Annotated in this window: 32 protein-coding genes; 18 read left to right on the top strand and 14 right to left on the bottom strand. The window is 34.7% G+C overall.

All coding sequences use genetic code 11. From position 1 onward, the window contains the following. Positions 1 to 180: 180 nt before the first annotated feature. The 4 genes from ACUN26_RS20610 to ACUN26_RS20595 all read left to right on the top strand — a co-directional run bounded on the left by ACUN26_RS20610 (position 181) and on the right by ACUN26_RS20595 (position 2,261). Entirely contained in the window at positions 181 to 585 is a 405-nt protein-coding gene (locus tag ACUN26_RS20610) for a DUF350 domain-containing protein (RefSeq protein ID WP_000220091.1), read from the top strand. A 21-nt stretch (positions 586 to 606) separates the two neighbouring features. Next, positions 607 to 1,113: a DUF4178 domain-containing protein gene (locus ACUN26_RS20605; RefSeq protein WP_000051753.1), complete on the top strand. Its 507-nt coding sequence runs from the start codon at positions 607 to 609 to the stop codon at positions 1,111 to 1,113. A gap of 12 nt (positions 1,114 to 1,125) precedes the next feature. Then, entirely contained in the window at positions 1,126 to 1,944 is an 819-nt protein-coding gene (locus tag ACUN26_RS20600; protein WP_000071184.1) for a DUF4247 domain-containing protein, read from the top strand. A gap of 98 nt (positions 1,945 to 2,042) precedes the next feature. Further along, a complete protein-coding gene (locus tag ACUN26_RS20595) occupies positions 2,043 to 2,261 on the top strand; it encodes a hypothetical protein (RefSeq protein ID WP_000158335.1) in 219 nt (72 codons plus the stop codon). 160 nt (positions 2,262 to 2,421) lie between these two features. Here ACUN26_RS20595 and ACUN26_RS20590 read toward each other — a convergent pair whose 3' ends face one another. After that, a complete protein-coding gene (locus ACUN26_RS20590) occupies positions 2,422 to 3,294 on the bottom strand; it encodes a YitT family protein (protein ID WP_000415908.1) in 873 nt (290 codons plus the stop codon). Between the two features lie 187 nt (positions 3,295 to 3,481). Beyond that, positions 3,482 to 4,519, bottom strand: a complete 1,038-nt coding sequence (locus tag ACUN26_RS20585) for a YdcF family protein (protein ID WP_000965210.1) — start codon at positions 4,517 to 4,519, stop codon at positions 3,482 to 3,484. 825 nt (positions 4,520 to 5,344) lie between these two features. Between ACUN26_RS20585 and ACUN26_RS20580 the strand changes: the two genes are divergently transcribed. Beyond that, positions 5,345 to 5,578, top strand: a complete 234-nt coding sequence (locus ACUN26_RS20580) for a spore germination protein (RefSeq protein WP_002039815.1) — start codon at positions 5,345 to 5,347, stop codon at positions 5,576 to 5,578. A gap of 315 nt (positions 5,579 to 5,893) precedes the next feature. Here ACUN26_RS20580 and cydB read toward each other — a convergent pair whose 3' ends face one another. Next, on the bottom strand, positions 5,894 to 6,922 hold the full coding sequence (cydB, locus tag ACUN26_RS20575; RefSeq protein ID WP_000017648.1) for a cytochrome d ubiquinol oxidase subunit II: 1,029 nt from the start codon (positions 6,920 to 6,922) through the stop codon (positions 5,894 to 5,896). Beyond that, the gene (gene cydA / locus ACUN26_RS20570) at positions 6,912 to 8,261 is read right to left on the bottom strand and encodes a cytochrome ubiquinol oxidase subunit I (protein WP_001286179.1); all 1,350 of its coding nucleotides are present in this window, start codon (positions 8,259 to 8,261) and stop codon (positions 6,912 to 6,914) included. The genes cydB and cydA overlap by 11 nt, the downstream gene beginning before the upstream one ends. 224 nt (positions 8,262 to 8,485) lie before the next feature. Here cydA and ACUN26_RS20565 point away from each other — a divergent pair, with 224 nt between their 5' ends. Then, on the top strand, positions 8,486 to 9,049 hold the full coding sequence (locus tag ACUN26_RS20565; RefSeq protein WP_000838170.1) for a beta-class carbonic anhydrase: 564 nt from the start codon (positions 8,486 to 8,488) through the stop codon (positions 9,047 to 9,049). Here ACUN26_RS20565 and yidD read toward each other — a convergent pair. Then, positions 9,046 to 9,282: a membrane protein insertion efficiency factor YidD gene (gene yidD / locus ACUN26_RS20560; protein ID WP_000809334.1), complete on the bottom strand. Its 237-nt coding sequence runs from the start codon at positions 9,280 to 9,282 to the stop codon at positions 9,046 to 9,048. The two genes, ACUN26_RS20565 and yidD, sit on opposite strands and share 4 nt — an antisense overlap. Positions 9,283 to 9,410: 128 nt before the next feature. On the opposite strand from yidD, the gene luxS reads away from it, so the two are divergent. The 4 genes from luxS (at position 9,411) to ACUN26_RS20540 (ending at position 11,890) form a co-directional block, all read left to right on the top strand. Further along, positions 9,411 to 9,884: an S-ribosylhomocysteine lyase LuxS gene (gene luxS, locus ACUN26_RS20555; RefSeq protein WP_001141371.1), complete on the top strand. Its 474-nt coding sequence runs from the start codon at positions 9,411 to 9,413 to the stop codon at positions 9,882 to 9,884. A gap of 236 nt (positions 9,885 to 10,120) precedes the next feature. Then, on the top strand, positions 10,121 to 10,882 hold the full coding sequence (locus ACUN26_RS20550) for a MerR family transcriptional regulator (protein WP_000362244.1): 762 nt from the start codon (positions 10,121 to 10,123) through the stop codon (positions 10,880 to 10,882). Then, a complete protein-coding gene (locus ACUN26_RS20545; RefSeq protein ID WP_000148147.1) occupies positions 10,879 to 11,574 on the top strand; it encodes a DMT family transporter in 696 nt (231 codons plus the stop codon). Before ACUN26_RS20550 ends, ACUN26_RS20545 begins: the two co-directional genes overlap by 4 nt. A 1-nt stretch (position 11,575) precedes the next feature. After that, a complete protein-coding gene (locus ACUN26_RS20540; RefSeq protein ID WP_000312334.1) occupies positions 11,576 to 11,890 on the top strand; it encodes a DMT family transporter in 315 nt (104 codons plus the stop codon). 25 nt (positions 11,891 to 11,915) lie between these two features. Here the strand turns inward: ACUN26_RS20540 and ACUN26_RS20535 are convergent, their stop codons facing one another. The 4 genes from ACUN26_RS20535 to ytzI all read right to left on the bottom strand — a co-directional run bounded on the left by ACUN26_RS20535 (position 11,916) and on the right by ytzI (position 13,114). Continuing rightward, a complete protein-coding gene (locus ACUN26_RS20535) occupies positions 11,916 to 12,146 on the bottom strand; it encodes a DUF3953 domain-containing protein (RefSeq protein WP_000957183.1) in 231 nt (76 codons plus the stop codon). A gap of 342 nt (positions 12,147 to 12,488) precedes the next feature. After that, the gene (locus tag ACUN26_RS20530) at positions 12,489 to 12,719 is read right to left on the bottom strand and encodes a DUF3953 domain-containing protein (protein WP_000911975.1); all 231 of its coding nucleotides are present in this window, start codon (positions 12,717 to 12,719) and stop codon (positions 12,489 to 12,491) included. Positions 12,720 to 12,732: 13 nt separating this feature from the next. Next, positions 12,733 to 12,963, bottom strand: coding sequence for a DUF3953 domain-containing protein (locus ACUN26_RS20525; protein WP_000946673.1), 231 nt, complete (start codon positions 12,961 to 12,963; stop codon positions 12,733 to 12,735). Position 12,964: 1 nt separating this feature from the next. Next, positions 12,965 to 13,114 (bottom strand): YtzI protein, encoded by a 150-nt coding sequence (ytzI, locus tag ACUN26_RS20520; protein ID WP_000472801.1) that lies wholly within the window; start codon positions 13,112 to 13,114, stop codon positions 12,965 to 12,967. An 83-nt stretch (positions 13,115 to 13,197) separates the two neighbouring features. Between ytzI and ACUN26_RS20515 the strand changes: the two genes are divergently transcribed. From ACUN26_RS20515 to ACUN26_RS20505, 3 genes are all read left to right on the top strand, one after another. Next, complete coding sequence (locus ACUN26_RS20515) at positions 13,198 to 13,515, top strand: hypothetical protein (RefSeq protein ID WP_000412304.1); 318 nt, start codon at positions 13,198 to 13,200, stop codon at positions 13,513 to 13,515. 84 nt (positions 13,516 to 13,599) lie between these two features. After that, positions 13,600 to 14,079 carry an antimutator 8-oxo-(dGTP/GTP)ase gene (mutTA, locus tag ACUN26_RS20510; RefSeq protein WP_000276384.1) on the top strand — a complete coding sequence of 160 codons (480 nt, stop codon included), beginning with the start codon at positions 13,600 to 13,602 and terminating at the stop codon, positions 14,077 to 14,079. Between the two features lie 104 nt (positions 14,080 to 14,183). Next, positions 14,184 to 14,723 (top strand): DUF3267 domain-containing protein, encoded by a 540-nt coding sequence (locus ACUN26_RS20505; RefSeq protein ID WP_000361300.1) that lies wholly within the window; start codon positions 14,184 to 14,186, stop codon positions 14,721 to 14,723. A 72-nt stretch (positions 14,724 to 14,795) separates the two neighbouring features. Here the strand turns inward: ACUN26_RS20505 and ACUN26_RS20500 are convergent, their stop codons facing one another. After that, positions 14,796 to 15,467 (bottom strand): HAD family hydrolase, encoded by a 672-nt coding sequence (locus tag ACUN26_RS20500; protein ID WP_000617320.1) that lies wholly within the window; start codon positions 15,465 to 15,467, stop codon positions 14,796 to 14,798. A 93-nt stretch (positions 15,468 to 15,560) separates the two neighbouring features. On the opposite strand from ACUN26_RS20500, the gene ACUN26_RS20495 reads away from it, so the two are divergent. Together ACUN26_RS20495 and ACUN26_RS20490 are read left to right on the top strand one after the other, a co-directional pair. Next, positions 15,561 to 16,664 carry a hypothetical protein gene (locus ACUN26_RS20495; protein ID WP_000737838.1) on the top strand — a complete coding sequence of 368 codons (1,104 nt, stop codon included), beginning with the start codon at positions 15,561 to 15,563 and terminating at the stop codon, positions 16,662 to 16,664. A gap of 239 nt (positions 16,665 to 16,903) precedes the next feature. Beyond that, positions 16,904 to 17,131, top strand: coding sequence for a hypothetical protein (locus tag ACUN26_RS20490; RefSeq protein ID WP_000849116.1), 228 nt, complete (start codon positions 16,904 to 16,906; stop codon positions 17,129 to 17,131). Between the two features lie 34 nt (positions 17,132 to 17,165). Here ACUN26_RS20490 and ACUN26_RS20485 read toward each other — a convergent pair whose 3' ends face one another. Genes ACUN26_RS20485 through ACUN26_RS20475 form a run of 3 tightly spaced genes read right to left on the bottom strand, consistent with a single transcriptional unit; the run spans position 17,166 to position 19,748 of the window. Then, positions 17,166 to 17,972 carry an ABC transporter permease gene (locus ACUN26_RS20485; protein WP_000368773.1) on the bottom strand — a complete coding sequence of 269 codons (807 nt, stop codon included), beginning with the start codon at positions 17,970 to 17,972 and terminating at the stop codon, positions 17,166 to 17,168. Next, a complete protein-coding gene (locus ACUN26_RS20480) occupies positions 17,965 to 18,729 on the bottom strand; it encodes an ABC transporter ATP-binding protein (RefSeq protein ID WP_000009038.1) in 765 nt (254 codons plus the stop codon). The genes ACUN26_RS20485 and ACUN26_RS20480 overlap by 8 nt, the downstream gene beginning before the upstream one ends. 11 nt (positions 18,730 to 18,740) lie before the next feature. Then, positions 18,741 to 19,748, bottom strand: coding sequence for an ABC transporter substrate-binding protein (locus tag ACUN26_RS20475; RefSeq protein ID WP_000733219.1), 1,008 nt, complete (start codon positions 19,746 to 19,748; stop codon positions 18,741 to 18,743). Positions 19,749 to 19,868: 120 nt separating this feature from the next. Here ACUN26_RS20475 and ACUN26_RS20470 point away from each other — a divergent pair, with 120 nt between their 5' ends. The 3 genes from ACUN26_RS20470 (at position 19,869) to ACUN26_RS20460 (ending at position 22,919) form a co-directional block, all read left to right on the top strand. Continuing rightward, on the top strand, positions 19,869 to 20,165 hold the full coding sequence (locus ACUN26_RS20470; protein ID WP_000873109.1) for a DUF3986 family protein: 297 nt from the start codon (positions 19,869 to 19,871) through the stop codon (positions 20,163 to 20,165). 11 nt (positions 20,166 to 20,176) lie between these two features. After that, complete coding sequence (locus ACUN26_RS20465) at positions 20,177 to 20,407, top strand: hypothetical protein (protein ID WP_000227437.1); 231 nt, start codon at positions 20,177 to 20,179, stop codon at positions 20,405 to 20,407. A 403-nt stretch (positions 20,408 to 20,810) separates the two neighbouring features. Beyond that, positions 20,811 to 22,919: an LTA synthase family protein gene (locus tag ACUN26_RS20460; protein WP_000006684.1), complete on the top strand. Its 2,109-nt coding sequence runs from the start codon at positions 20,811 to 20,813 to the stop codon at positions 22,917 to 22,919. Positions 22,920 to 23,325: 406 nt separating this feature from the next. On the opposite strand, the gene ACUN26_RS20455 is transcribed toward ACUN26_RS20460, so the two are convergent. Beyond that, positions 23,326 to 24,135 carry an alpha/beta fold hydrolase gene (locus tag ACUN26_RS20455; protein WP_000498284.1) on the bottom strand — a complete coding sequence of 270 codons (810 nt, stop codon included), beginning with the start codon at positions 24,133 to 24,135 and terminating at the stop codon, positions 23,326 to 23,328. Positions 24,136 to 24,152 lie beyond the last annotated feature (17 nt).

Raw genomic sequence — 24,152 nt, 5'->3', positions numbered from 1 at the left:
GAACCGACATGTCTAAACAAATTCATGTCGGTTTTCTATTACCCCGCTATTTGCCGGTAGTAAGACTCCCGCCCCAACATTTCGTGAAAGCAGAGAGGCTGGTGGGAGCTAATAATCAGTAGGGGATGGAAAACGCCCCACCGATTAAAGTTTCACTTTATATTTAGAGGAGGTTTTGCAATGACATGGATGAATGTAGTAGCCATGCTCGTATGGACTGGAGCGAGTGCAGTACTTTTATTTGCAATTATGTGGGTTGATTCAATTTTTACAAAATACAATGATTTAAAAGAAATAAAAAATGGGAATACAGCTGTAACAACTCGTTTCGTCATGAAATTATTCGCACAAGGGTACATTTTATCTCAATCAATAACGAAAGCGAATGACTTATGGCAAGCACTACTTGCTTCAGCAGTTTCTTTCGTTATTTTACTAGTGGTAGAAATGTTTATTGAGTTTGTGTTAAAGAAAATGTCTGGTTTGGATTTAGAAGAAGGTACGAAAGAAGGCAGTGTTGCGCATGCGATGTTAGCTGGATCATTACATATTGTTGGTGCACTTATTTTAGGTGCTTGTTTATAAAGAGAAAAGGAGGGGTAGATTGTGAGCTTATTTAAACGAATTAAAAATATAATGAAAAGTCCAGAGCCGCCGAAGCCGGAAAAGAGTCTTTTGACATTAGCTCCTGGCGATATGATTGAAGTTTCATTAGTTATGTACGAATTAACTGGAAAAACGAGCATGCATTCTCGTAAGGAGATTGTTTTAACACTGCAAGATGGGAAAGATATTCGTTATTTGAAAATTGAAGATCGTGAAAATACGTATTACAAATTATATACACCAATTGATGGTCGTTTAGATTCAATTGATGAAGTTCCGACGACAATTGAAATGGATGATACCGAGTACCATATGGAAGAGCAATATAACGGACGTGTTGTTGTAATGGGAAAAACACCATTCTCTGCTTCAGAAGAACAGTACGTATGGGAATTTCAATCTGATAACCGAAAATTATTACGTATTGAATGGCAAAATGGTCGCACAATGATGTATGAGGGAGAAGCAATCATTCCTGCAGATGTACAAATTATAAGAGCAACGTAAGGGGGCGTAATCATGTCAAACCGATTGTTTACCATGATTAAATCGTTCGTGATCCCTATACTTGCTATCGTTATTTTACTTGTTGTTGCCGGTTATGCTTTATCAGGCTGTCAAGGCGGGCAGACGAAGTCGATTCAAGACCGTTATCCACTCGAGTCTGTTGCAAAGGAAGGTAAACAAGAATCTTACGTGTATAGGGCCGCCAATCGGTCTGTTCCTGAAGTAGCAAAGGAACTCATTAATGAAAGAGAACCGAAGCAAGCATCTAAAGAAGACGAAAATCAAATGTTCCTCGTTTATTCTGATAAGATTTATAATCTGCAAAAGGATAAAGAGAAACCGTCTGATACGTTAATTGAAATAAGTAATAAAGAGTTTGTCCGTCAAAATTACCAACCATCCTTCTTGCAAGGGTATATTATGGGGAGTATATTAAACGATATATTCGGTTCAAAAAAATCATCATCTGGTGATTATCGAGGATATAATGACAGACAAAATCATAAACCAGTTATTCCGGAAAGGCCACCTACGAAAGAAGAAAAGAAAACCCCGCCTCCAATTACGAAGGAAGGGAAAGGATCTATCATTAAGCGAGGCGATAATGTAGATTCGAAGTCATCAGTAGGTGATAAGGGAAGTATTACTGAAAAAGGAAATAATACGACGCCTCCACCTTCTACCGGAAGCAAAGGGAAAATTACAAAAACACCAGGTGGTTCAAGCGGATCAGATGTGAAGCCGAAATCATCTATTAAAACCCCGCCAAGGAATACATCTCCTCCGAAAACGAGGGTCGGTGGTTCAGGAAAAATTACGAAGCGAAGATAGTTAAAAAGATCGAAAAGTAGAATTTGCTTTTCGGTCTTTTTATTATGGAAATTAATTCCTTGTAGCTGGTACAATTAAGTTATAAGGAGGAGATTATTATGACTATATATAAAAGGTTTAGTTTGATTATGTTCCTCGTCTTATTCCTCAGTTTGTTTATTAGCACAACAATGAAATTTCACTTTGTAGTAGGTATTCTATGGATACTATGTACATGTACTCTTTTTCTATATGTTCCGCTTCGTTTTCAACAAGAAGTGCCGGTTTTTCAAAAGTATGTAGAGTGGATTAAACGAGGGAGCCGGTGGGGCGAGTAAAAATATATCAGCGCTTATTGGAATATATCGACCGCAACTCAAAATATATCAGCGATTATTGAAATATATCGACTTACCGACAAAAACTGACAACGATAGCAACTTAATAATAAAACGAGGCTGTGCCAAAATGTTGGCACAGCCTCGTTTTTCATAACGATTAATGAATATCACGTTTCTTGAAATTACCGCCTTTTACTTCTGCTACGTCATAAACTGTAATAAAGGCATTTGGATCGATTTCATTAATAAGATCTTTCATTTTACTTTCTTCTAAACGGTTAATTACACAAGAAATTTCTTTGAATTTCTCTCTTGAATAACCACCGTATACTTCGTTATACGTTGCGCTTCGGCCTAAACGATCGCGAATTGTTTCTACCATTAATTCAGGCTCTTTTGTGATAATTTTAAATGTTTTCGAACCACTTAAACCAACTTCAACGATATGAATCACTTTCGAAGCAATAAAGTAAGCAATTGCCGAAAGAATAGCTCCTTGAAGACCGAATACTGTTGATACGAAAATAAACACGAACATGTTTAAGAATAAAATAAGGTCACTCGTTCCAAAAGGTAACTTGCGAGAAAGTAATACAGCTAGCATATCGATTCCATCTAATGCTCCGCCGTTACGTAATGCTAGTCCCATACCAAAACCGATAATAATACCACCAACAACTGTAACTAATAATGTATCGCCTTCAATAATAGTTGGTATTCCGTGCATGACAACGGTACCTATTGCTAATGAGGCAATCCCGATAATGGAATAAATTGCAAAGCTTTTACCGATTTGCTTATATCCTAACCAAACGAAAGGAATGTTAATAACTGCGATTAGAGCCCCTAATGGCAATCCAAATAATCTTGAACTAACGATACTTAAACCAGTTACACCACCGTCGGATACGTTATTTGGAATTAAGACAGCCTCTAATCCGTACGCTGTAATAAATGCCCCAATAATAATCATCAAAGCTTTTGAAGCGATTTTTAGCTTATTGGGCTTGTTTTTGATAGTTTTCTCCATATAATTTCCTCGTTTCAAACTAGTTTCTTGTTTGTTACATCATTCACACCTAAATTTCATTTTAACATTTAATTTGAAAAAATTCTCCTTTAATGGATGTATGGAGGGAATATTATCGCCATATTATCTTTAAAATATTTTTGAAATGAGTATAAGAAATCCCATCCTTTCAAAGGATGGGATGCTATTAAGAAAATATAAAGCTAAGTACTGACACGAATAAAGCGAATCCTAAAATAGCTCCGCAAAACTTCATATGACGTTTACGTCCCATTACGACAATCGCAACGTATTCACGAATCATTGCATTAGGCCAGTAATAAAATGCGGTTTTTGATCCAATTCCTTGGCTATTTAGGCCAGCTTGTCTTGCATATATACCAGCGCGGAAAAGGTGGAAATTATTCGTTGTAAAAATACTTCTATACTTACCTTCAGGTTTTAAAGAGTCCATAATTTCTTTAGAGAACGACATATTTTGATATGTGTTTACAGAGCGATTTTCTTGCACTGTATGTTCAAGAGGAATTCCTTTTTCGACCGCATAATTTTGCATCGCTTCTGCTTCAGGAAGCCCTTCATCTGGACCTTGTCCACCAGAGAAAATAATTGTTGGTGGTGTATTCACAGCTGCTTGTTTCCAATAAAAGTCGATAGCTTTATTAATGCGGCTTGCAAGTAAAGGTGGTACTTTATCATTAATTAAGCCACTACCGAGAACGATGATGAAATCTTGATTACGTCTTGGTCTGTTGAATTGGTATAGAAAATAAGCACTTAAAAAGTTAGATAAGTGTATAAAGAAATATACGCTTATAAGAGAAATACCTGCAAAAATAGGCTCTAAATGTGATGAGACCAAACTTGCTGGATTTATAATAGGGAGTAACATAAAGAATAACATCCCTAAAGCAGCAAGGAGCGTTAAACAGTTAGTGAACCGTCGTCCTTCTCGCTTCATTAAAATTCTTGCATTAAGAAATAATCCAAACATTAAAGCGATAATACCGAAAGGAAGCATAATGAGGAGTGCTAAAAAAGGTAAAAATATAATGTAACGCAAGACAGCACTATCTGAGTTCAAAGATACGATTACGCAAAAAAGAAGGAAAAAACAGATAAAGGCATTAAATAAAAAGCCGTTTATGATTTTTCGCGGATCTTTTAAATAAGAGATAAGAAAAATAATAAACAAAATAAGAGGAATAATTCCAAAATACAGCATAAATATAGTACACCTCAACTTGTATAAGAATTTGACATATCTTTTATATTACATGATTTCATAAGTGAAAATGAAAGAAAAAGGATTTTGAATTTTCTCAATAAATTATATAGATACATATGTTAAAATGTATGTAAAGCGATATATTAAAAGTAAAATGGTTGAAAAGGCACTCGGTAGAGTGTCTTTTCTTTTTTGTATGTAATTGTGCATATTATATTTATTTTCAAATGAAGAGGATTAAAATATAAGTTGTAGACAGACTTTATAAAGCAGAATTTTGTACAAGCATTTCCCTCAATTTTTTGTATCTAACAATCGTATAACAATAAAGTGAAACTTTAATCAGTGGGGGATTCATCCCCAGCTGATTATTAGTTGAACCAATCGGGCATTTACAGGCAGTTGATCCCCCACCTAACTTTTTTTCTTTCGCTGAATTTTGAGGTGGGGGTCTTACTGCCCGTTAATGCGGGATAAATAATTCTGTTTTATAGTGTCTGTTTATGAAAAGTGTCTTCTTTGAGGGCACTTTTTATTGTTTAGTGGAGATGAGTTTTTACTGTTAACATAGTGGAAACTATCTATACTAAACATTAGCAATCTTCCGTATAAACATTATCAATTTACTATATATTCCAGTGGTGTTAAGTTAAATATGAAAGGCTTTCTTTTTCAAAATATTACCCCTAATAAAATTTTGAAGAAGTCAACTGTCTCCAAACTTGCCATTCATGCTTAGAGAAAAAGCACTCATTTTGAGTGCTTTTTCTTATTGAAACATGCTATTTTTATAGGCGATTTTCATAAAATGAAAGTAAGGAAATGAAAGTAGGTGACAATATGCCGGCAGTTGTTGAAGGTGTTATTATTGAAAACTGCAATGGGACGATTAATTTAGGGGATAAATATAACGTGCAACCGATTGAAAAGACGAAAGCTTATAATGGATCGGGATCATCGAACACTGGATTAAATGTGAGAACATTTAGCGGGATTAGTACAGCAGATGTAAGGGATAATGATGTAAATGACCAAGAGATACAATTTACCTTATAGTGCAATATGTAAAATTGCATAAAATGATGAATTTGCCCTATGATACAATTTAGTTGTGAGCTGTTTGTGATTCTTCTGTATCATAGTTGTTAGATTGAAAGTATAACATCTTATCCTGCTATTTACGGGCAGTAAGACTCCCACCTCACAGATCGGCTTGTGCTGAGTATTTAGGTAGGGAATCAACTGCCCGGAAATGTCCGATTGGTGTGGGCTAATAATCAGTGGGGATGAACAAAATCCCCACTGATTATAGTTTCACTTTATCGAAAATCATACGTAAAAAAGACACTTCAAACGAAGTGTCTTTTTATCTTAGTGATATCCTTTAGCAGAGTCTTTATGGATTTTATTTTTAAAAATACTGTAGCTCCAAAGTTGATAGCCAATAACAATTGGTACCATAACTATTGCAACGAAGAACATAATTTTTAAGTTTAATTGGCTACCAGCTGCGTTGTATAACGTTGTACTATAGGCGTCGTTAATGCGAGAAGGTAACATTCTTGGGAACATACCTGCAAAGCCAGTTGTCATAAACATTGCGATTGTTAAGCAAACAAATGTAAAGGCGAGGCCGATTTTATGTTTGTACACCATAATAAGTGCGAGTACACTCATTAACATTGCAAGTACTGGAAGAATAAATAGTACCGGATATTCCGTAAAGTTTTGGAATAAGTTTGTGCGATTTGCAGTTGCTACATAGAAGATAGCTAAAATGATAGCAGCTGCCATTGAAAATGGTCTTGCGATTTTATAAGCACGATCGGATACTTCACCAGTCGTTTTAATCATAACCCAAAGAGCACCAGATACGACGAATATAGCAGTGAAGAACAGACCACCTAAAATACCGTAATGGTTTAGTAAGCTAAGTAAATTTCCTTCATAGCCATTTTTTCCGATTTGTAGTCCGTAATATAGGTTAGCGAATGTAACACCGAATAAAAAAGCGATTAGGAAACTACCACTTGTAAATGCCCATTTACAAGTTTTTTGCCAAATTGGTGAATCATCTTTATGCATAAATTCAAGTCCAGCAGCACGAGCAAATAGTGCAAGTAATACTAAAAATAGTGGTGTGTATAGGTAACTAAACATATTTGCATATGTGATTGGAAAGGCAGCAAATGTTGCGCCACCAGCTGTAATTAACCATACTTCATTACCACCCCAAAATGGACCAATTGCTTCTTGTAATTGATTTCGTTCTTGTCGGTCTTTCGCAACGAATGGGAAAATCATTCCGTTACCGAGTGCGTAGCCATCAAGAATGAAGTAAACTGTCCAAATTACGCCCCATAAACCGAACCAGATGATTGCAAGCATATCATGAGACATGAGCTGTACCTCCTTCAGTAGCAGGCTCTTCTAATGCAGCAGGTCCTTTTTTTGCGAACTTTAGCATTAAGTATACGTCTGCAATTAAAAGTAAAGTATAGAACAATATTAAACTAATTAATGAGAACCAAATTTGTGGAACTGATATAGGTGATACAGATTCTGCTGTACGCATTAGTTTATAAACTGTCCATGGTTGACGACCTACTTCAGCGACAATCCAGCCAGCGTTAATCGCAATGTACGGAAGTAAGACAGACCACATTGTAATTTTTAAATAACGTTTTGAGTTTTCTAGTTTTCCTTTTCGGTTTAAATAGAAACCGAACCAAGTTAATGCCATAAAGAACATGCCAAGTGCGACCATTAAGCGGAAGCTATAGTACACGAGGTTAACGTTTGGACGATCTTCTTTCGGAATATCTTTTAAACCAACAATTTCTCCATCAAATGAGTTTGTATAGAAGAAACTTCCGAGTTTTGGAATTGTAAGTAGTTCAAAGTTCTTTTCATTTTTCACATCAGGAATTTGAATGATTGAGAAACCTTGTCCTTTTCCAGTTTCCCAAACTGCTTCCATCGCAGCTCCTTTAGCAGGTTGATATTTAGCTGCCGATACACCAGATTGATGTCCCATAAACGGTGTAATAGTTGCGGCGAATAAGCCTAACATTAAACCAAACTTAAATGATTTTTTGAAGAATTCCACTTCATTTTTACGTAGCAAGTGATAGGCACTAATGGCCATAACGAAGAAAGCACCAACGATATAACAACTAATTACAGTATGGAAGAACATGTTCCAAGCATATGGATTTGTAACAAGTGCCCAGAAATCATTTAATTCAGCGCGGCCGTTACGTACTACATAGCCAACAGGATTTTGCATAAAGCCGTTTGCTGTAATAATCCAAAGTGCGGAAATATTTGTTCCAAGTGCAACCATCCACATACAGAAGGCACGGAACTTTGGTGAAATTTTGTCTTTACCGAATAACCATATTCCCATGAACGTAGATTCTAAGAAGAAGGCAACGAGTGCTTCGATTGCGAGAGGGGATCCGAAAATATCTCCCATATATTTGGAGTACTCAGACCAGTTTGTTCCAAATTGGAATTCCATCGTAATCCCGGTTATAATCCCCATTACGAAGTTAATTGTAAATAATTTACCCCAGAAATTTGCCATTTTGCGGTATGTTGGATTCAATGTGCGGGCGTATTGAGTTTCCATACATGCTACTAAAATAACAAGTCCGATTGTTAAAGGTACAAATAAAAAGTGATAAAAAATAGTAATTGCAAATTGAAAACGACTTAGTAACAGAACGTCGGACATAATAAATATTCACTCCTTTTTTACATTATCTACAATCAGTTTATAGTGAAAATACGTTTAAAGTATGTGAGACTTGTTACAAAGGTGTGTGTATATTTTGAAAGAATTATGTCGGTTATCTGAAAATATCTCATTTTTACTATAAAGCAATATCCTTTTTGAGTTTTTCAAATTTTGGTACACTACATATGTAATGTAAATGAGAGAAAAGAGGGTTCTGTACTATGAAGTCATTAGAAGAGATTTTACAATACAATGAAAAATTCGTTGAAGAGAAAAAATACGAAGAGTATGAAACAGGAAAATTTCCAAATAAAAAAATGGTAATTATCTCTTGTATGGATACTCGTCTTGTTGAATTATTACCGAAAGCGATGAATATGCGTAACGGTGATGTGAAAATTATTAAAGTAGCAGGCGCTGTTATTTCCCATCCATTCGGAAGTATTATGCGTAGTATTTTAGTTGCTGTATACGAACTTGGTGCCGATGAAGTTTGTGTAGTTGGTCATCATGATTGTGGTATGGCAAAAATTCAAGCAAGCAGTACAATTGAGAAGATGAAAGAGCGCGGTGTAACAGATGAGAAATTAGATACACTTCGTTATTCTGGAATCGATTTAGAAAGATTCCTACAAGGGTTCTCTAGTGTTGAAGAAAGTGTAGAACATAGTGTATCAATACTTCGCAATCATCCATTACTTCCAGAAGAAGTACCTGTTCACGGTCTTGTTATAGATCCTGATACAGGAAAATTAGATTTAGTTGTGAATGGTTACGACAATTAAGAATTTACTTTGTCATCCTTTTTATCTGGGACAGGATCAAATCCTCCCGGGTGGAAAGGGTGACATTTTAATATACGCTTACAAGTAAGCCAAAAACCTTTCAATGCACCATGCTTTTGAAACGCCTCTAATCCGTAATGAGAACAAGTCGGATAAAAGCGGCACGTTGGCGGTGTCATCGGCGAAATAAATTTTTGATAAAAGCGTATAATTCCAATGAAAATCTGTTTCATAATGGTCTCCTTTTCAGCATATTCTTAAAGTATTATAGCACGACTGTACATAATACTTTACTAATGTGCATTTCCGTTATATCATATTGGATATAACGGAATTAAATTAAAAGCGGGAGAGATGTTGTATGCCATCAGTAGAAAGCTTTGAATTAGATCATACGATTGTAAAGGCACCTTATGTAAGACATTGCGGAGTTCATAACGTAGGTAGTGACGGTATTGTAAATAAATTCGATATTCGTTTTTGCCAACCGAATAAACAAGCAATGAAACCAGATGTTATTCATACGTTAGAGCATTTATTGGCATTTAATTTACGTAAATATATTGATCGTTATCCGCATTTTGATATTATCGATATTTCACCAATGGGCTGCCAAACAGGATATTATCTTGTTGTAAGCGGAACACCAACAGTTCGTGAAATCATTGATTTATTAGAACTAACATTAAAAGATGCGGTTCAAATTACAGAAATTCCAGCTGCAAACGAAACACAATGTGGCCAAGCGAAGCTTCACGATTTAGAAGGAGCACAACGCTTAATGAACTTCTGGTTAAGCCAAGATAAAGACGAACTTGAAAAAGTATTTGGATAAAGAAAAACTGCCTGTGAAAAGGCAGTTTTTTTATTTGTAAAAGAGAAAAGTACAGGTTTTATAGAAAAACAATGAGTTTCACTTATGAGCATTTTTAAGAAATGAAAGGCAGTAGGTGAATATATTAATGAGAGCTCCTGTTTGAAAAACAGGAGTTTTTTGTGTGAATGGAGTATTGACTTTAACGTATACGTCAAAGTTTATAGTGAAGATAAATAAGGCGTGAGGAGGAAACGATGGATAAGTATAGCATTGGTGAAATTTCAAAAGAAACAAATGTAACGACGAGAACACTTAGATATTATGAGGAAATTGGATTATTAAAACCGTCGTACGTTGCTGAGTCAGGATATCGTTACTATTCAAAAGATGATGTAATTACATTGCAACAAATAACAACGTTTAAAAAGCTTGGTTTTAAGCTTTCGGAAATAAAAAAAGTGTTAAAAGAGGAAAAGGGGAATTCAGAAGAAAGATGGAAAAGTGCAATTCAAAATGAAATTCAAACAATACAAGCGGAAGTAAAAAGATTACAGGACTTAGAAAAACTATTATATACAGCATTTCATTCCATTGAATTAACTGGAGAGCTTAAAACAGAAGATTTAATGTTATTCATAAAATCAGTACAGGGAATTGAGCAGAGAGAAAATTTCCGACAAAAATATTTTACGGAGGAAGAACAGAAGGTTATAGAGGATTTACCAACACTTGAAGAAAACGATGAAAGAACAAAAGAATGGTTACAAGTATTAAGAGAAATTCGTCAGCGTATAAATGAACCAGTAGATTCACCGGAAATTCAAAAATTAGCGGAAAGGGTAGTGGCCTTTTCAATGCACGTATTTCATGAAGATGAACAATTAATAAATAAGTATTGGGATTTAATTAAACCTGAAGAGGGAGAGATTGCAAGAGTATACGGACTTGATTTAGAAACGATGAATTATTTAGAAAAGATGATGGATTGTTATTTAAAAAAGGAGGAGGGTAAATGACGGGCACGGGAAAAGAGAAGCTATATGGAATTAAGCATGCGCGGATGGAGAGGCAATATTTTTATAAGCATCTGGGGATTTTCATTTTTGCACAGCTTCTATTTATTTTTATAGTAGGGCTTGTACCAGCTCAAGAGTTGCCAAGCGGTTCCTATTTCCTTCATATGAAAGAGTGGATTTTAAATAAACAAATTGGATTTTATAAAAATGAAACGATTAATACGATTACAAGTGTCTGGACATCAGTGCTTATTATTCATTTTATATGGGCGATGTCTTACATTCTTTTTCCGAAAAAGAAGCGTAATTCTTCGAAACAAGAAACAAGAGAAGAGATAAAAGAAGAAGTGAAAAAGAAAAAGGAGATTAGCATAAATAGGGCGTGGATGTATTTAGTATTTGGGGGCTTAATTGAAATATATTGGGCGACAGGATTAAAAACAAATTCAATGAGTATTTTGACACTCATTGCAATTTTAGTGAGCTTTCAACTACTAATTGAAGCAACTAAAAAAATTCCAATTGGTACGGCATATTCAGTATTTACTGGAATTGGTACAGTTGGAACGATATTGGTAGATATTTTATATTTCAAAGAACCATTTTCGCTCATCAAAATTTTCCTCGTTTGCTTATTGGCACTATTTATTATCGGATTGAAATTTAGTGGGAATAAGGAAGAGGTGAAATAAAGTGGCATGGATCTATTTAATTATAGCTGGGCTCTTTGAAATTGTCGGTGTAATTGGGATAAAGAAAGTAGCAAAAAATAATAGTTGGACGAATAATATTATTTTAATAGGTGGTTTTATTATTAGTTTTCAATTTTTAACGATGGCGCTTCAAGAAATTCAGTTATCGATCGCATATGCAGTTTGGACTGGAATCGGAACGCTCGGGGCAGCAGTTGTCGGTATTTTATTTTTTCAAGAACCTAAAAACGCTTTTCGGATTATTTGTATCGTTGGGATTATGGGGACGATTATTGGATTGAAAGTAGTGAGTTAAAGAAGAGCACACAAGCTCTTCTTTTTTATGGAAGTATGTCAGAAATCCCAACGAAGAAAGTGATTATCCCAACTATAAAACAAAAGATAGCTTTCGGTTTTTGCTTTTGTTGTATTTCAGCAACTCCCGAAAGAATAAATGTGATGCTTAAAAGGATAAATACATAAGAGAAAAGAATAGAAATTCGTGTAAAAAGACTAAAAAAAGCAAGAATAAAAGCAATAGCAGATAGTAAGATTCGAAGGTTTGTTAGCATAGTATCCTCCAATTTATTAACTGTTTAAAAAATCCAAATTAGTGAGAGGTAATGGTCAGTAGGTGATTGGAAATTACATGTTATCTTTAGTGAAAGTAATTCGATATTACAATGAAGAGCATAAGACTAGAAACGAAAAAATGCGAGATGCCCATTGATTTTCTTCCGGATTTCAGTTCATTAATTCCTAGAAGAATAAAGAAACAACTGAGAGCAAATTGCATGTATGGGAGAAGTGTGAAGTTGTCGGTAGCAAGAGAATAAGTGCAAAGAGAGAATGTGAGAAGCATGAAAAAATAGCGTAATCCAGTTAGCATTGTATACCTCCTTTAAAGAGACTATTTATCGAAATATTTCTGAGAAGCCAAGAAATAAAGCACCAGCTCCTGCTAACAGAGCAAGTATACTACCACCTTTTTGCTGTTTTAAGATTTCCTCTATACTAATAACGAAAGCCATCATCCCTAAAAAGATGAACATATAAGGCATAATTTCTCTATTACTAGTAAAGAAACTATAGATTGCTATACATAAAGCAATAAGTGAAAAAGTAATTCGCAATCCTTTTAGCATACATGTATCCCCTTTATTTTATATAGCTAATGATAAGAACAATCCAAATGAAAGCACCGGCAACAATACAAATGAATCCTGTTCCTGAATCCTTCTTTTTTATTTGTTCCATTGCAATGAGGAACATGAGAGCTCCTAATAAAAATTGTGAAAGTGGTAGAAAGTTATTTTGACCTGTATAGAGCCCGATTATCGACATTATGATCACAGTGAGTGCGATTGCAATGCGAAGTACACGAAGCATATTATGAATCCTCCTTATTATTTTTTGTATAAGGATTATCTTCTGGTTTATCAACGGAATGTTTGTATGCATAGCCTTTATTAATCGTCATGACGGAGAGTACTAGTATGACTAGGACGATTATAATACCGATAATTAATATTTTGAACATGAAATCCCTCCTTTTCTTTATTTTACATAATTTTGTAATTGATGAAAACAATAGAAACTAAAAGGATGAAAGAAGGGTGTTACATGGAGAAGAAAAAAACATATTATATATCAATAGGTAATGGTCAAATTTCACAAGTGAAGACGGCAGATACGTACAATTTTGAAGTTTACGCAAATGATGAGGAAATTACGGAGTTAAGAGCGTACTTTGATCAAGCATATGTAGAGGATTTAGGTTCATTTGTACGGTCTCACGTTCCATTTGTTGAATATCATCACGATTCAAATAATGATCGATATGATGAACAACTACAAAAAGCATATAAAATGATTTACGAATTAGGAAATCATGAGACGAAAGAATTAGTCGCACAAATGGGAATAATCAATGGATTGTAATTGGATAATATTATGCAGAAAAGCGAGAATATGCTACAATTTGTGGTAGGAAAAACTTGTAACCATCAATAGGGGAGTAATGGCATGTACAAATTTAAAGATTATTACCACAACACTGTACAATTATCGTTTGAACGTTATCCATTTTCTCCTGAGCCAAAGCATGTTTGGGTTGTATGCCGGTACGGGGATCAATGGTTATTAACGCATCATTTACGTCGCGGTCTTGAATTTCCAGGTGGTAAAGTAGAACTAGGGGAAACACCGGAAGAAGCGGCGGTTCGAGAAGTTCATGAAGAAACCGGCGGCATAGTTTCGGATTTAACTTACTTAGGACAATATAAAGTATCTGGAAAAGACAAAATAATCATTAAAAACATTTATTTTGCAACAATTAGTGCGGTAGAAGAACATACGCATTACGAAGAAACGAAAGGGTCTGTTTTATTAAAAGACATTCCTGATAACATTAAAACTGATAGAAAATTTAGCTTTATTATGCGCGACGATGTATTAGCGCGTACGATGAAACATATAGAAGAAATCGGCTGTTTTACGAAGTAAAATGGCCGGTTTCTTTTTTTGTTCGAGAATGTAAATATATCTTTACATAATTTGGGTATATTATACAATTTTGTAAAGATGTATTTACATTTTAGGAGGAGAAGATGGATAAAAGAAAAGAAACGACTGTTACTGTTTCGATGGTTAAATTAAATATCTATTCATTTTTTATAATATTAGCTCTAGCGATTGGAATTAGTTTTTTACATGCGCTTTTTTCAGGCGGGTTTCAAGTTGAAATTACATTGCCCGTTATGTTTCTTTTAATTATTGGAATGATTGTTCTCGTTTGTATACATGAAGCGATACATTTAATAGGATTTCGCTATATCGGAGGTGTTCCGTGGAGTGAACTAACATGGGGTGTCAATTGGAAATTAGGTGTAGCATACGCTCATTCTAAAAAAGAAATTACAGTAAAGCAAATGAAGAAAGTTTTAATGTTGCCATTTTTGCCTACTGGAATTTTACCAATTGCAATTGGATTAGCGATGAATGTTCAAGCGATCTCATTTTTAGGGGTTCTACTAACAGCAGGTTGTATTGGCGACATTTCTCTGTATCAAAAAGTTTCAAAGTTTCCAGATGATGCACTAGTAAAAGATCATCCGAGTAAACCGCAGTTTACAGTTTATGAACAATAAAGGAAGAGGAGGCGTTTTTAAATAACGGCCTCCTCTTTTTGGCGGTAAATCGCTTATATAATTTATTTACTATTACCTTGTTTTTATCTCTACCTCTAAAAATGAAAGAACATCTAATAAATCATCTATCACACGTGAATGCTCGAAGTCACCCCAAAATAAATCTCTCTTCCAAACGCCAAGAATTCCTACTTGTTCAGAACCGAGCGCGTCGTTTTCTGGATGATCTCCAACGTAAAGACATTCTTCGGCTTTTACATTCAGCTTTTGTAAAGCACGTTCGAAAATTTCAGGATGAGGTTTTTTGATTCCTTCCGCTTCTGAAACGAGAATTGTATTTGTATACGTATGTATGTTTAATGCTCGAAGGTTGCTCATTTGAAATTCAGTAAAGCCGTTTGTAATTATACCAATTTTAATGTTTCGCTGTTTTAATTGTTGAAGTAGTTCATGCATGTCTGGGAAAGGAATACAATGATGTCGGAAGTTTGTAATGTAGTCGTGCAACAGTTGCTCTGGCGTTAAAGTGGTAATGTTGTATTCGCAAAGGAGAGTGGAATATACCTTATCTTTCCGCGTGTAACCATTATTATCGAGCTCGAGAAAACGAGAGCAATACTCGAATTTTTCTATGTTTATCAAATGAAAGGCGAAACGATTATATTGATCACGAATAAATTGCTCTAGAGATTGGCGACGATCTAATAGTGTTCCATCTAAGTCAAATAAGACTGCTCGAATCATGGGAAACCTCCATACAGTTTTTATAATTAATTATCGCATATTCGTTAAAAAATGATTATGATATTTTTGTAGAATGGAATAATGGAGGGGCGTATGAAAAAACTGTATGGCAAGTTAGTGTGTTTTATGATTTCAACGGGCTTAGTAGCTGGATGTGATATGTCGGAGCAAACTTCAAAAAGAGAGAAAAAAGATGTGTGCGAAACGACAGAAGAATGTGCACAAATAGGTGATAAGACGCTTCAAAAAGTATATAAAAAAATAGATGGACTTTCAGAACTTGAAGTACTAGAGGATTATGTTTTAGAAGGAAATTCAAGTAATGATATGAAAGAAGCGGAAATGAAAAAAGAGGATGATGAAAATTATTTCTTTTTAGCTTCTTATTATATTGATGGTGATGAAATTGTAGATCCGTATTTCGATAAACTAGATCGGAAACGATTGAATAAGGCGTTCGCAGAAGATAAAGAAGCGAAAGAAGAGATACTAAAACAACGTCAAGATAAAGCGTATCATCAATCATTATGGGAGATGTATAGCACTCTTATTCCAGCTAAGTATCGCACTGACATAAAAGAGTTTGACATGGTAACAGATGGTTACGATGGAATTGTCGCCCACGTTATGCCGAGTGTAGAGTATCCGAAAGATTGGACCCTTAGTTTAGATACGCTTGATTCTGCAGTAAATATTGATCAAGTGATGAAAACATTAATACATGAGACAGCACACGTATTAACACTCGGGCATAAACAAATATCAGTAAATGAAAAATACTTAAAGGCTTTTGAAGAAGAAAAAGATATTTCATCATACCAAAATAAATGTAAATCTCTTTTCTTGCAAGAAGGATGTGCGAAGGAGAGCTCTTATATAAATCAATTCCACAATTTGTTCTGGAAACCAATTGAGCAGGAGTGGACAGAAAAGAAAGTGGAAGAAAGCGAAGAAGTTCAAATTGAATTTTTTAAAGAGAAACAAAATGAGTTTGTTTCTCTTTACGGGACGACAAATGTAGCAGAAGACATTGCAGATACATTTACAGCGTTTATTTTACAAGATTCAAAAAAGGTGAAAGAAGGAACGGAGTTAAAATATAAAAAAATTGCGTTTTTCTATCAGTTCCCTGAGCTTGTAAAAATGAGAGCGGAAGTGTTAGCTGGATTATATGATGTTTCGAAAACGATAGAGTAACCAATTGGACAAGAATGTGAGCTATGTATCCGATATATTTTAGCCAAGAGAAAGCGTGAAGAATTTTAGTTCTTTACGTTTTTTATGTTGAGAAAGTTGAAAATTCTGTCTTTTTTAAAAAAGAAGAAGGAACTAGTGCTATAAAAGAGAATTAGTATAAAAATGTCACAATTTAGACACAATTATAATGCGCGTGTTGTAGGGACTATAAGTTTACTCTCGAGGAGGTAATGAAACGTATGAAAACGATTCTTGCTGTTGCTGGTCTCATCTGGGTAATGTCTCACGGTTTTCCGATTTTTGAAGGGGAGCAAATTCGTAGTGCACTAAATAAAAAGTTCAACGATTATCATGTAATAGATCGAAAAGATAATGTCGTTACAGTACGTGTGAAAGACTGTTTCCATACAGTTACGGTTGCCGATGGAAATGTTACAAATGAAACAAAAATGTGTGATAAAAGGTAAAAGAAAGAAGCTGACTCTAGCATATCGTTTTGAGTCAGCTTCTTTTTCGTTTTCCGATTAGAAGTTTTTCAAATGCTTCTACAAACACATACATCAGTGTTGCGAGAACACATGTGAGTAGCACACTCAGTAAGACGAGTGTGAAGTTAAAGACTTGGAATCCATAGCTAATTAAGTAGCCAAGCCCTTGTTTAGAAACGAGAAGCTCACCGAAAATAACACCGACCCATGATAATCCAACGTTCACTTTTAGCGTTGAAATAATTGCAGGGAACGATGAGGGGAGTATAACTTGCTTATAGCATTGCCATTTATTTGCGCCAAATGTGTCCATTACTTTTATATAGTTAGAATCGACTTCTTGAAATGCGCTGTAAATAACGAGAATGGTAATGATGATGGAAATGATTACGCCCATTGCAATAGACGATGAAATATTAGGACCGAAGATTACAATGATAATAGGGCCGAGTGCGACTTTGGGCATTGCATTTAGGACGACGAGATATGGATCAAGAACGCGAGCTAAAAGTGGTATCCACCAAAGGAACGTGGCAATAATAGCCCCGAGTACTGTTCCAAGAATGAAGCCTACTCCTGTTTCAAGTAGCGTCGTCCATATATGAATCCAAAGCGAACCGTCAATCCACTTGCTAAGAAAGAGATCCCAAATACTCGACGGAGAGCTAAAGAGTAAAGGATCAATCCATTCGTTTTTGCTAGCTATTTCCCATAATGCAAAGAAAAGAATGAGCAGTAAAAGTTGTAGCGAGCGAGCAATCCATGCACGCCTGCGTTCTTTCTTTCGAAATTGTTCATGTAGCTGTTTTATATTATCCAAGGCGCTCCAGCTCCTTCCATATGTCTTGGAAAAGGGCTGGAAAGTCGTAGTGATGGCGCGATTCTAACGGTGATAAGGAGCGAATACTTTCTGGGACGACGAACGTTTTTGCAATTTTCCCAGGATTCGCTTGTAGTAAATAAATACGATCACTCATCGCAATTGCTTCTTCAATATCATGTGTCACGAGTAAAGATGTTTTTTTAAAGTTACGTAATAATGTGAAGACGAGATCCTCTAGTTTTAACTTTGTTTGATAATCGAGAGCGGAAAATGGTTCATCTAACAATAAAATTTTTGGATCAGTCGCTAATGTTCGAACGAGTGCAGCGCGTTGACGCATACCACCGGACAATTCACGAGGATATTGCTGTTCTACATCATGCAAACCGACTTGTTTTAAAAGCTTTAAAGTATGTTCTTTCGTTCGTTCATCATAAATCTTTCGAATATGAAGTCCAAGCATAATATTTTCTTCAATTGTTTTCCACGGAAACAAGTAATCTTGCTGGAGCATATAACCCATAGATGGACTTTTTGTTGTAATTGGTTCACCATCTAAAAATACGATACCTTCAATTGGATCAAGTAGCCCAGCGATAATCGAGAGAAGCGTCGTTTTGCCGCAACCACTTGGACCGAGTATAGAAATAAATTCTCCTTCTTCCACTTGTAAACTCATATCTTCGAGAATTAGTTTGGCGTTCTCTTTTGCGAAAAAGCAGTGAGAAACGTTACGTATTTGTAAAAAACTCATACACTTCGCCTCTATTTCTTAATAACGCTTTCGGCAATTTTCGTATTGACGAGCGCTTCATGTGGGACTTCTTTTTGTAATTCACCAGCGTCTTTCATAATAGTTTGGAGCTGTTTCCATTCTTCCGCATCTAATAGCGGATTTGTCGCATAAGAATGTTGCTTTTTATACCGTTCAATTACTTTTACTGTAATGTCTTTTGAAGTGTCTTTAAATAACGGAGAAACGGCATTAGCGATCTCTTCGGGACTATGTGTATCAACCCATTGCTGCGCTTTATAGAGCGCACGTGTGAACTTTTCAGCAGCAGTTTTATCTTTCTTTAAGAAACTTTCTCTTGCCATGAACGATGTATAAGGAACAGTACCAGATTCATTTCCGAACGAAGCGACGATATAACCTTTACCTTCTTTTTCGAATATACTTGCAGTCGGTTCAAAGAGCTGTACAAATTCTCCAGTACCAGATGCGTAGGCATTTGCAATATTAGCAAACTCGATGTTTTGAATTAAGTTCGTATCTTTGTGAGGATCAATGCCATTTTTCTTTAAAACGTATTCTCCAACCATTTGCGGCATGCCGCCTTTGCGCTGACCTAAAAACGTAACACCTTTTACGTCATTCCAATTAAAAGAATCTAGCTTTTTACGTGAAACTAAAAATGTCCCATCTGTTTGTGTAAGCTGTGCGAAGTTAATAACAGGGTCTTTTGCTCCTTGTTGATGAACGTAAATAGACGTTTCAGAACCGACAAGAGCAATATCAATTCCACCAGATAATAGGGCGGTCATCGTCTTATCTCCGCCAGCTGTTGTTTGTAGGTCAATATTTAGTCCTTCATCTTTAAAAAAACCTTTTTCAATCCCAACATATAACGGTGCATAGAAAAGAGAATGGGTAACTTCGCCGACGCGAATGTTTTGAGTTTGATCTTTTGGCCCTTCTTTTTTACTACTACAAGCAGCAAAAGTGAAAACTGTTAGTAACATGATGCAAAAAACAGCTATTAATTTTTTCACTATATAACACCTCCTAGAAGTCACTCTACAAGCATGATATGTAGGTAAGTGCCCATATGTGAGTATAGATAGCAGGAATTTTTTGAGTGATAAAGAAGTACAAATATAAGGGGTGATAAAATGAAGTACGAATATGATGATAGCGTACATTTACATCTTGATTATTTCGGAACAGAATGTGATATGGAATCGATTGCTTATAAGAGGAAGAATGAAGACGTATGGGATGTGTATTTTAATTTTGGAGTATACGGTATTCAGAAAGAGGATGTAGAGTTAGGAAGGTTTATGGACGAATATGCTGGTCATTACGTTTTTTCTGTACATGCTCGTGATTTAAGCTGGGAATTTGGAAGTGCTCAGTTTGAGGAGTGGGTTTTGAGAAATCAGATAGTAGAAAAATCACTGCAAAAATAGGTAGGGATTTTGTGGTTGATTTTCTCATTTTATTGTTCATTTTCGTAGTTGGATTTTTTATTATACAATTGCTCATTTACCGATTTGCAAAGAAAAACATTCAAAAATATACAAAAATGAAATGGATGCATATGTGGCTACATATGCATATGGAAAAAGGTCCGAGATTAGATTTTTTTGATTTTGTATTTATAGTAATCGTATGTATTATATGGAGAATGTGGATAGTTTCTCTTTTATAGTAGATGTTTCAACACGTTCTTAAAGGCATCATGATTTGTCCTCTTAGTTTGTAAGGAATAAAAAATAGAAATCAAAATACGAAGCAAAACCTGCAAGTTTGATCAGGTTTTGCTTCGTATTTTAATTTGCATAATAAATAGATTATATCTCCTAAAATAACGGTGAATTTTAACTTTTTTTGAAGGTAGAATCCTTTTGTAATATAGTTTGTATATGCAGTATTTTTGTACTTTTTAGAATCTGTTTTGTTGTAAAAAGTACGAAAAAATGTTATTTTTTAAGGGGTATTTAAGGTTATATATATATAATAAAAATAGATATAAAGATCATAAGTATAATGTTTTTTACTGATGCGGGGTGAAATAGAGAGAAGAAAACAAGAAGAGAAAAGAGGGAAATAAGTTGAGTTTTGATTTTGTAGTTCAGCAACAAAGAAGAAATGAATTTCGTTATAATTTTTCTGTTCAGCAAGAAAGAAAGAGCCCATTACTTTCTTTCATTATTAGCGGAATATGGACTGTTTTTTTAGAAACGTTGTTTGTTATTACATTAGGCTATTTCGAATTAGAGAAGACGAAGTTATTTTTTAATGAAGGAATCACGTTAAGTATAATTACTATAATTTTATGGAGCATACTATTTTTTATTGATTATTTGAATAAAGGGATAATCAATAAACTTAGACCAGCTATAAGAGTTCATATTTTATTGCTGCCAATAGCTCATTTAATAGTTTTTATTTATATATTCATACAAGAATATATGAATTTTTTGCTTGTGAATAACTGGATTTATTTGCAGTATACACAGTACCTATTCAGCGTTTTACTCATTTATATGGTGTATATTTTAGTTTACAATTCAATTGGAAAAATTTTACTAAGTGTAATGTTAACTAGTTGTTCTTTTATTATTTTAGGGATTGTTAATTACTTCAAGAGTATGTTCAGAGGAGAGCCGCTATATCCATCTGACTTTACACAAATAGGGCATATGCAGTCAGTTATACCAATGGTTATGGATTATTTTAGTTTGAAAAATATATTAATAGGAATCATTAGTATAGTTGTATTTGCATTTGTTGTTTTTACTATTCGAAAGCATATTAAATCTATAAAAATCCATATCGGTATGCGAATTGTTTTAATATGTACATCTCTGTTTATGGTGTATGCGTTTAGTAATTACCCTAATACATTTGTGAATAAGTTATTTGTAAAGGGTGGGGTATACTTCCCTTTATGGAATCAAAATATGAACTATGGTCAAAATGGCTTGGTTTTAGGATTTTTAAGTAACTTAGATACGACAGTTATTCAGGAACCAGAAAAATATTCAAAGGAAAATATGCTTCAAATTGCGAATGACATAAAGAAACAATATGGTGTTAATGTGAGTGAACAAAAAAAAGCCGAGAAACCGAATATTATATTTCTGATGAGCGAGGCTTTTTGGGACCCTACAAAACTAACGAATCTTTCATTTAGCGAAGATCCAGTCCCGAATCTACATCATTATATTGAGAATTTTCCAGGTGGACAAACAATAGCTCCTACATTTGGGGGGAATACAGCGAATACCGAATTTGAAGCGCTAACGAGTTATTCAATGAGTTTGTTAATGCCCGGTTCTATACCGTATCAACAAGCTGTTACAGGTCAGAAAGAAATCCCATCTATTGCAAGTGAATTGAAAAAACAAGGATACTATGCAAGTGCAATTCATGCTTTTGATCGCTCATTTTACAAACGAGATACTGTATATAATGTATTTGGATTTGATAACTTTAATGCAGAAGATACGATGAAGCATAAAGAATTAGCTGGGGACAATGTTAGTGATTTGTCTATGAGTAAAGAAATAATAGATGAATTGAATAAGAGAAAACAGCCTACATTTATTCATGCGGTAACGATGCAAAATCATTTTCCGTATAATCCGGGACGATTTGAAGAAAATCAAATAGAAGTTAATGGATTAACAGAAGATGCATCGAAGGCAGAATTAGAAATATATACGGAAGGTGTAAGGCGCTCCGATGAAGCTTTAAAATATTTAATAGACCAGCTTAATGAATTAGAAAGACCTACTTTATTAGTCTTTTTTGGAGATCATTTACCAGTACTAGGGACAAATAAGGCTATTTATAAAGAGGCTGGATATATAGAGAATGAAGAAACTGTAAGTGAAAGATTAACAATGGCAGAAACACCATTGTTAATGTATGCAAATTTTGATATACCAAATGACAACTTAGGTTTAGTAAGTCCAATGTATTTCTCAAATCTTGTTTTTGATTACGCAGGATTAAATAAATCACCATTTTATCAATTTTTATCGGGATTATATAAAGAAATCCCAGTGCTTAGAGATGAATTAAAAGTTGATAAAAATGGCGAAGAGATTAAAGACTTAACAAAGAAACAAAAAGAAATGTTAGAGCAATATAAAATGATTCAATATGATTTACTCGCTGGAAAGCAGTATAGTAAAGATATACTTTTTAAATAGGGGAAACAAAAAAGGACTTGTATAGGATACAAGTCCTTTTTTCATAGTATTTAACGGGATAACCAGACAAGCTGGGTTTAGGGAGTATTACTTGTACATTTAGTATAAACAAAAATGTAATCGTTTTATTGATTGATTTGTGAGAAATGTGTGAATTTTATTTTGTGAAAACTTCATTCACTTCAATAAATAACCTATAGGGCATATACTTTCACTTTCTTTGAAAAATAAATTATATTAACGGAAAAATAAGTTGTAATGATATTCGATGGGATAAATTAAAAAAAGAGATGGGAAGATAACAGAATGTATCATTCGTATCGTAGTTATTCTTACTTACGAATGGGCCGGTTTAATTGGGGAAACAAAAAAGATAGTTAATAAAAAAGAATTTGCTGTAAGGAAACTATGAATTTAAAAATTTTATAAGTTCTGCATTTAATTCATCTGCTTGGTCGATTGGAGAGCCGTGACCACTATTTGTAAGAGCATGTAGTTGAGCGTTTTTAATCCGTTTTTGCGTGAGTTCAGCGCTTTTGTATGGGATCAGTTGGTCGTGAACGCCGTGGAATATTTTTGTTGGAACGTTAATTTTACTTAAGTCTTTCGTTACGTCTTCGTTTGCAGCTGCTTGCAAAATTTTGATGAGAGCATAGGAAGCGGACTGCATACCGAGATAAGAAAACCATTCAAGGGTTGCAGCTCCTAAGTTTCTATTGAAAAATGATAAAGATACATCACTTAAAAATTTTGGTAAATTTACATACATTTGATGAATGAGGGTATCTGCTTGTTTTTTTGGTACACCGTAAGGGGACTCTTGATTTTTCACGAAAGAAGGAGAGACGGCATCAATTAATGCGAGCTTAGAAATACGACTCCCATTGTAGCGAGACATATAGCGAATAGAAAGAGCACCGCCGACTGAAAAACCGACTAACGTAGCATTTTCTACTTGGAGTGCTTCCAGAACAATTGCAATATCATCAGCTAATCGGTCATACGTGTAACCAGTCCATGGCTTATCAGATTGCCCATTTCCGCGTATATCCATGGCGATGCAGCGAAAGCCGTGCTCCGGTAAAACATTGAGTTGATATTGATACATTTGATGATTTAAAGGCCAGCCATGGACGAAAAAAACAGTTTTACTACCGGGACCGGGATTAACGTCTTGCACAAAAATATGAACATCTTTCTCGACCGTAACAAACATGAAGTATCCCCCTTATG

This window comes from Bacillus sp. WC2503 (assembly GCF_052682895.1).
This window is presented reverse-complemented; position numbering and strand designations above follow the sequence as displayed.

Bases quoted from the DNA above. Each gene is read 5' to 3' on its own strand.
- ACUN26_RS20610 (WP_000220091.1), top strand. From the start codon at position 181: ATGACATGGATGAATGTAGTAGCCATGCTCGTATGGACTGGAGCGAGT.
- ACUN26_RS20600 (WP_000071184.1), top strand. From the start codon at position 1,126: ATGTCAAACCGATTGTTTACCATGATTAAATCGTTCGTGATCCCTATA.
- ACUN26_RS20595 (WP_000158335.1), top strand. From the start codon at position 2,043: ATGACTATATATAAAAGGTTTAGTTTGATTATGTTCCTCGTCTTATTC.
- ACUN26_RS20590 (WP_000415908.1), bottom strand. From the start codon at position 3,294: ATGGAGAAAACTATCAAAAACAAGCCCAATAAGCTAAAAATCGCTTCA.
- ACUN26_RS20585 (WP_000965210.1), bottom strand. From the start codon at position 4,519: ATGCTGTATTTTGGAATTATTCCTCTTATTTTGTTTATTATTTTTCTT.
- ACUN26_RS20580 (WP_002039815.1), top strand. From the start codon at position 5,345: ATGAAAGTAGGTGACAATATGCCGGCAGTTGTTGAAGGTGTTATTATT.
- cydB (WP_000017648.1), bottom strand. From the start codon at position 6,922: ATGTCTCATGATATGCTTGCAATCATCTGGTTCGGTTTATGGGGCGTA.
- cydA (WP_001286179.1), bottom strand. From the start codon at position 8,261: ATGTCCGACGTTCTGTTACTAAGTCGTTTTCAATTTGCAATTACTATT.
- ACUN26_RS20565 (WP_000838170.1), top strand. From the start codon at position 8,486: ATGAAGTCATTAGAAGAGATTTTACAATACAATGAAAAATTCGTTGAA.
- yidD (WP_000809334.1), bottom strand. From the start codon at position 9,282: ATGAAACAGATTTTCATTGGAATTATACGCTTTTATCAAAAATTTATT.
- luxS (WP_001141371.1), top strand. From the start codon at position 9,411: ATGCCATCAGTAGAAAGCTTTGAATTAGATCATACGATTGTAAAGGCA.
- ACUN26_RS20550 (WP_000362244.1), top strand. From the start codon at position 10,121: ATGGATAAGTATAGCATTGGTGAAATTTCAAAAGAAACAAATGTAACG.
- ACUN26_RS20545 (WP_000148147.1), top strand. From the start codon at position 10,879: ATGACGGGCACGGGAAAAGAGAAGCTATATGGAATTAAGCATGCGCGG.
- ACUN26_RS20535 (WP_000957183.1), bottom strand. From the start codon at position 12,146: ATGCTAACAAACCTTCGAATCTTACTATCTGCTATTGCTTTTATTCTT.
- ACUN26_RS20530 (WP_000911975.1), bottom strand. From the start codon at position 12,719: ATGCTAAAAGGATTGCGAATTACTTTTTCACTTATTGCTTTATGTATA.
- ACUN26_RS20525 (WP_000946673.1), bottom strand. From the start codon at position 12,963: ATGCTTCGTGTACTTCGCATTGCAATCGCACTCACTGTGATCATAATG.
- ytzI (WP_000472801.1), bottom strand. From the start codon at position 13,114: ATGTTCAAAATATTAATTATCGGTATTATAATCGTCCTAGTCATACTA.
- ACUN26_RS20515 (WP_000412304.1), top strand. From the start codon at position 13,198: ATGGAGAAGAAAAAAACATATTATATATCAATAGGTAATGGTCAAATT.
- mutTA (WP_000276384.1), top strand. From the start codon at position 13,600: ATGTACAAATTTAAAGATTATTACCACAACACTGTACAATTATCGTTT.
- ACUN26_RS20505 (WP_000361300.1), top strand. From the start codon at position 14,184: ATGGATAAAAGAAAAGAAACGACTGTTACTGTTTCGATGGTTAAATTA.
- ACUN26_RS20500 (WP_000617320.1), bottom strand. From the start codon at position 15,467: ATGATTCGAGCAGTCTTATTTGACTTAGATGGAACACTATTAGATCGT.
- ACUN26_RS20495 (WP_000737838.1), top strand. From the start codon at position 15,561: ATGAAAAAACTGTATGGCAAGTTAGTGTGTTTTATGATTTCAACGGGC.
- ACUN26_RS20490 (WP_000849116.1), top strand. From the start codon at position 16,904: ATGAAAACGATTCTTGCTGTTGCTGGTCTCATCTGGGTAATGTCTCAC.
- ACUN26_RS20480 (WP_000009038.1), bottom strand. From the start codon at position 18,729: ATGAGTTTTTTACAAATACGTAACGTTTCTCACTGCTTTTTCGCAAAA.
- ACUN26_RS20470 (WP_000873109.1), top strand. From the start codon at position 19,869: ATGAAGTACGAATATGATGATAGCGTACATTTACATCTTGATTATTTC.
- ACUN26_RS20455 (WP_000498284.1), bottom strand. From the start codon at position 24,135: ATGTTTGTTACGGTCGAGAAAGATGTTCATATTTTTGTGCAAGACGTT.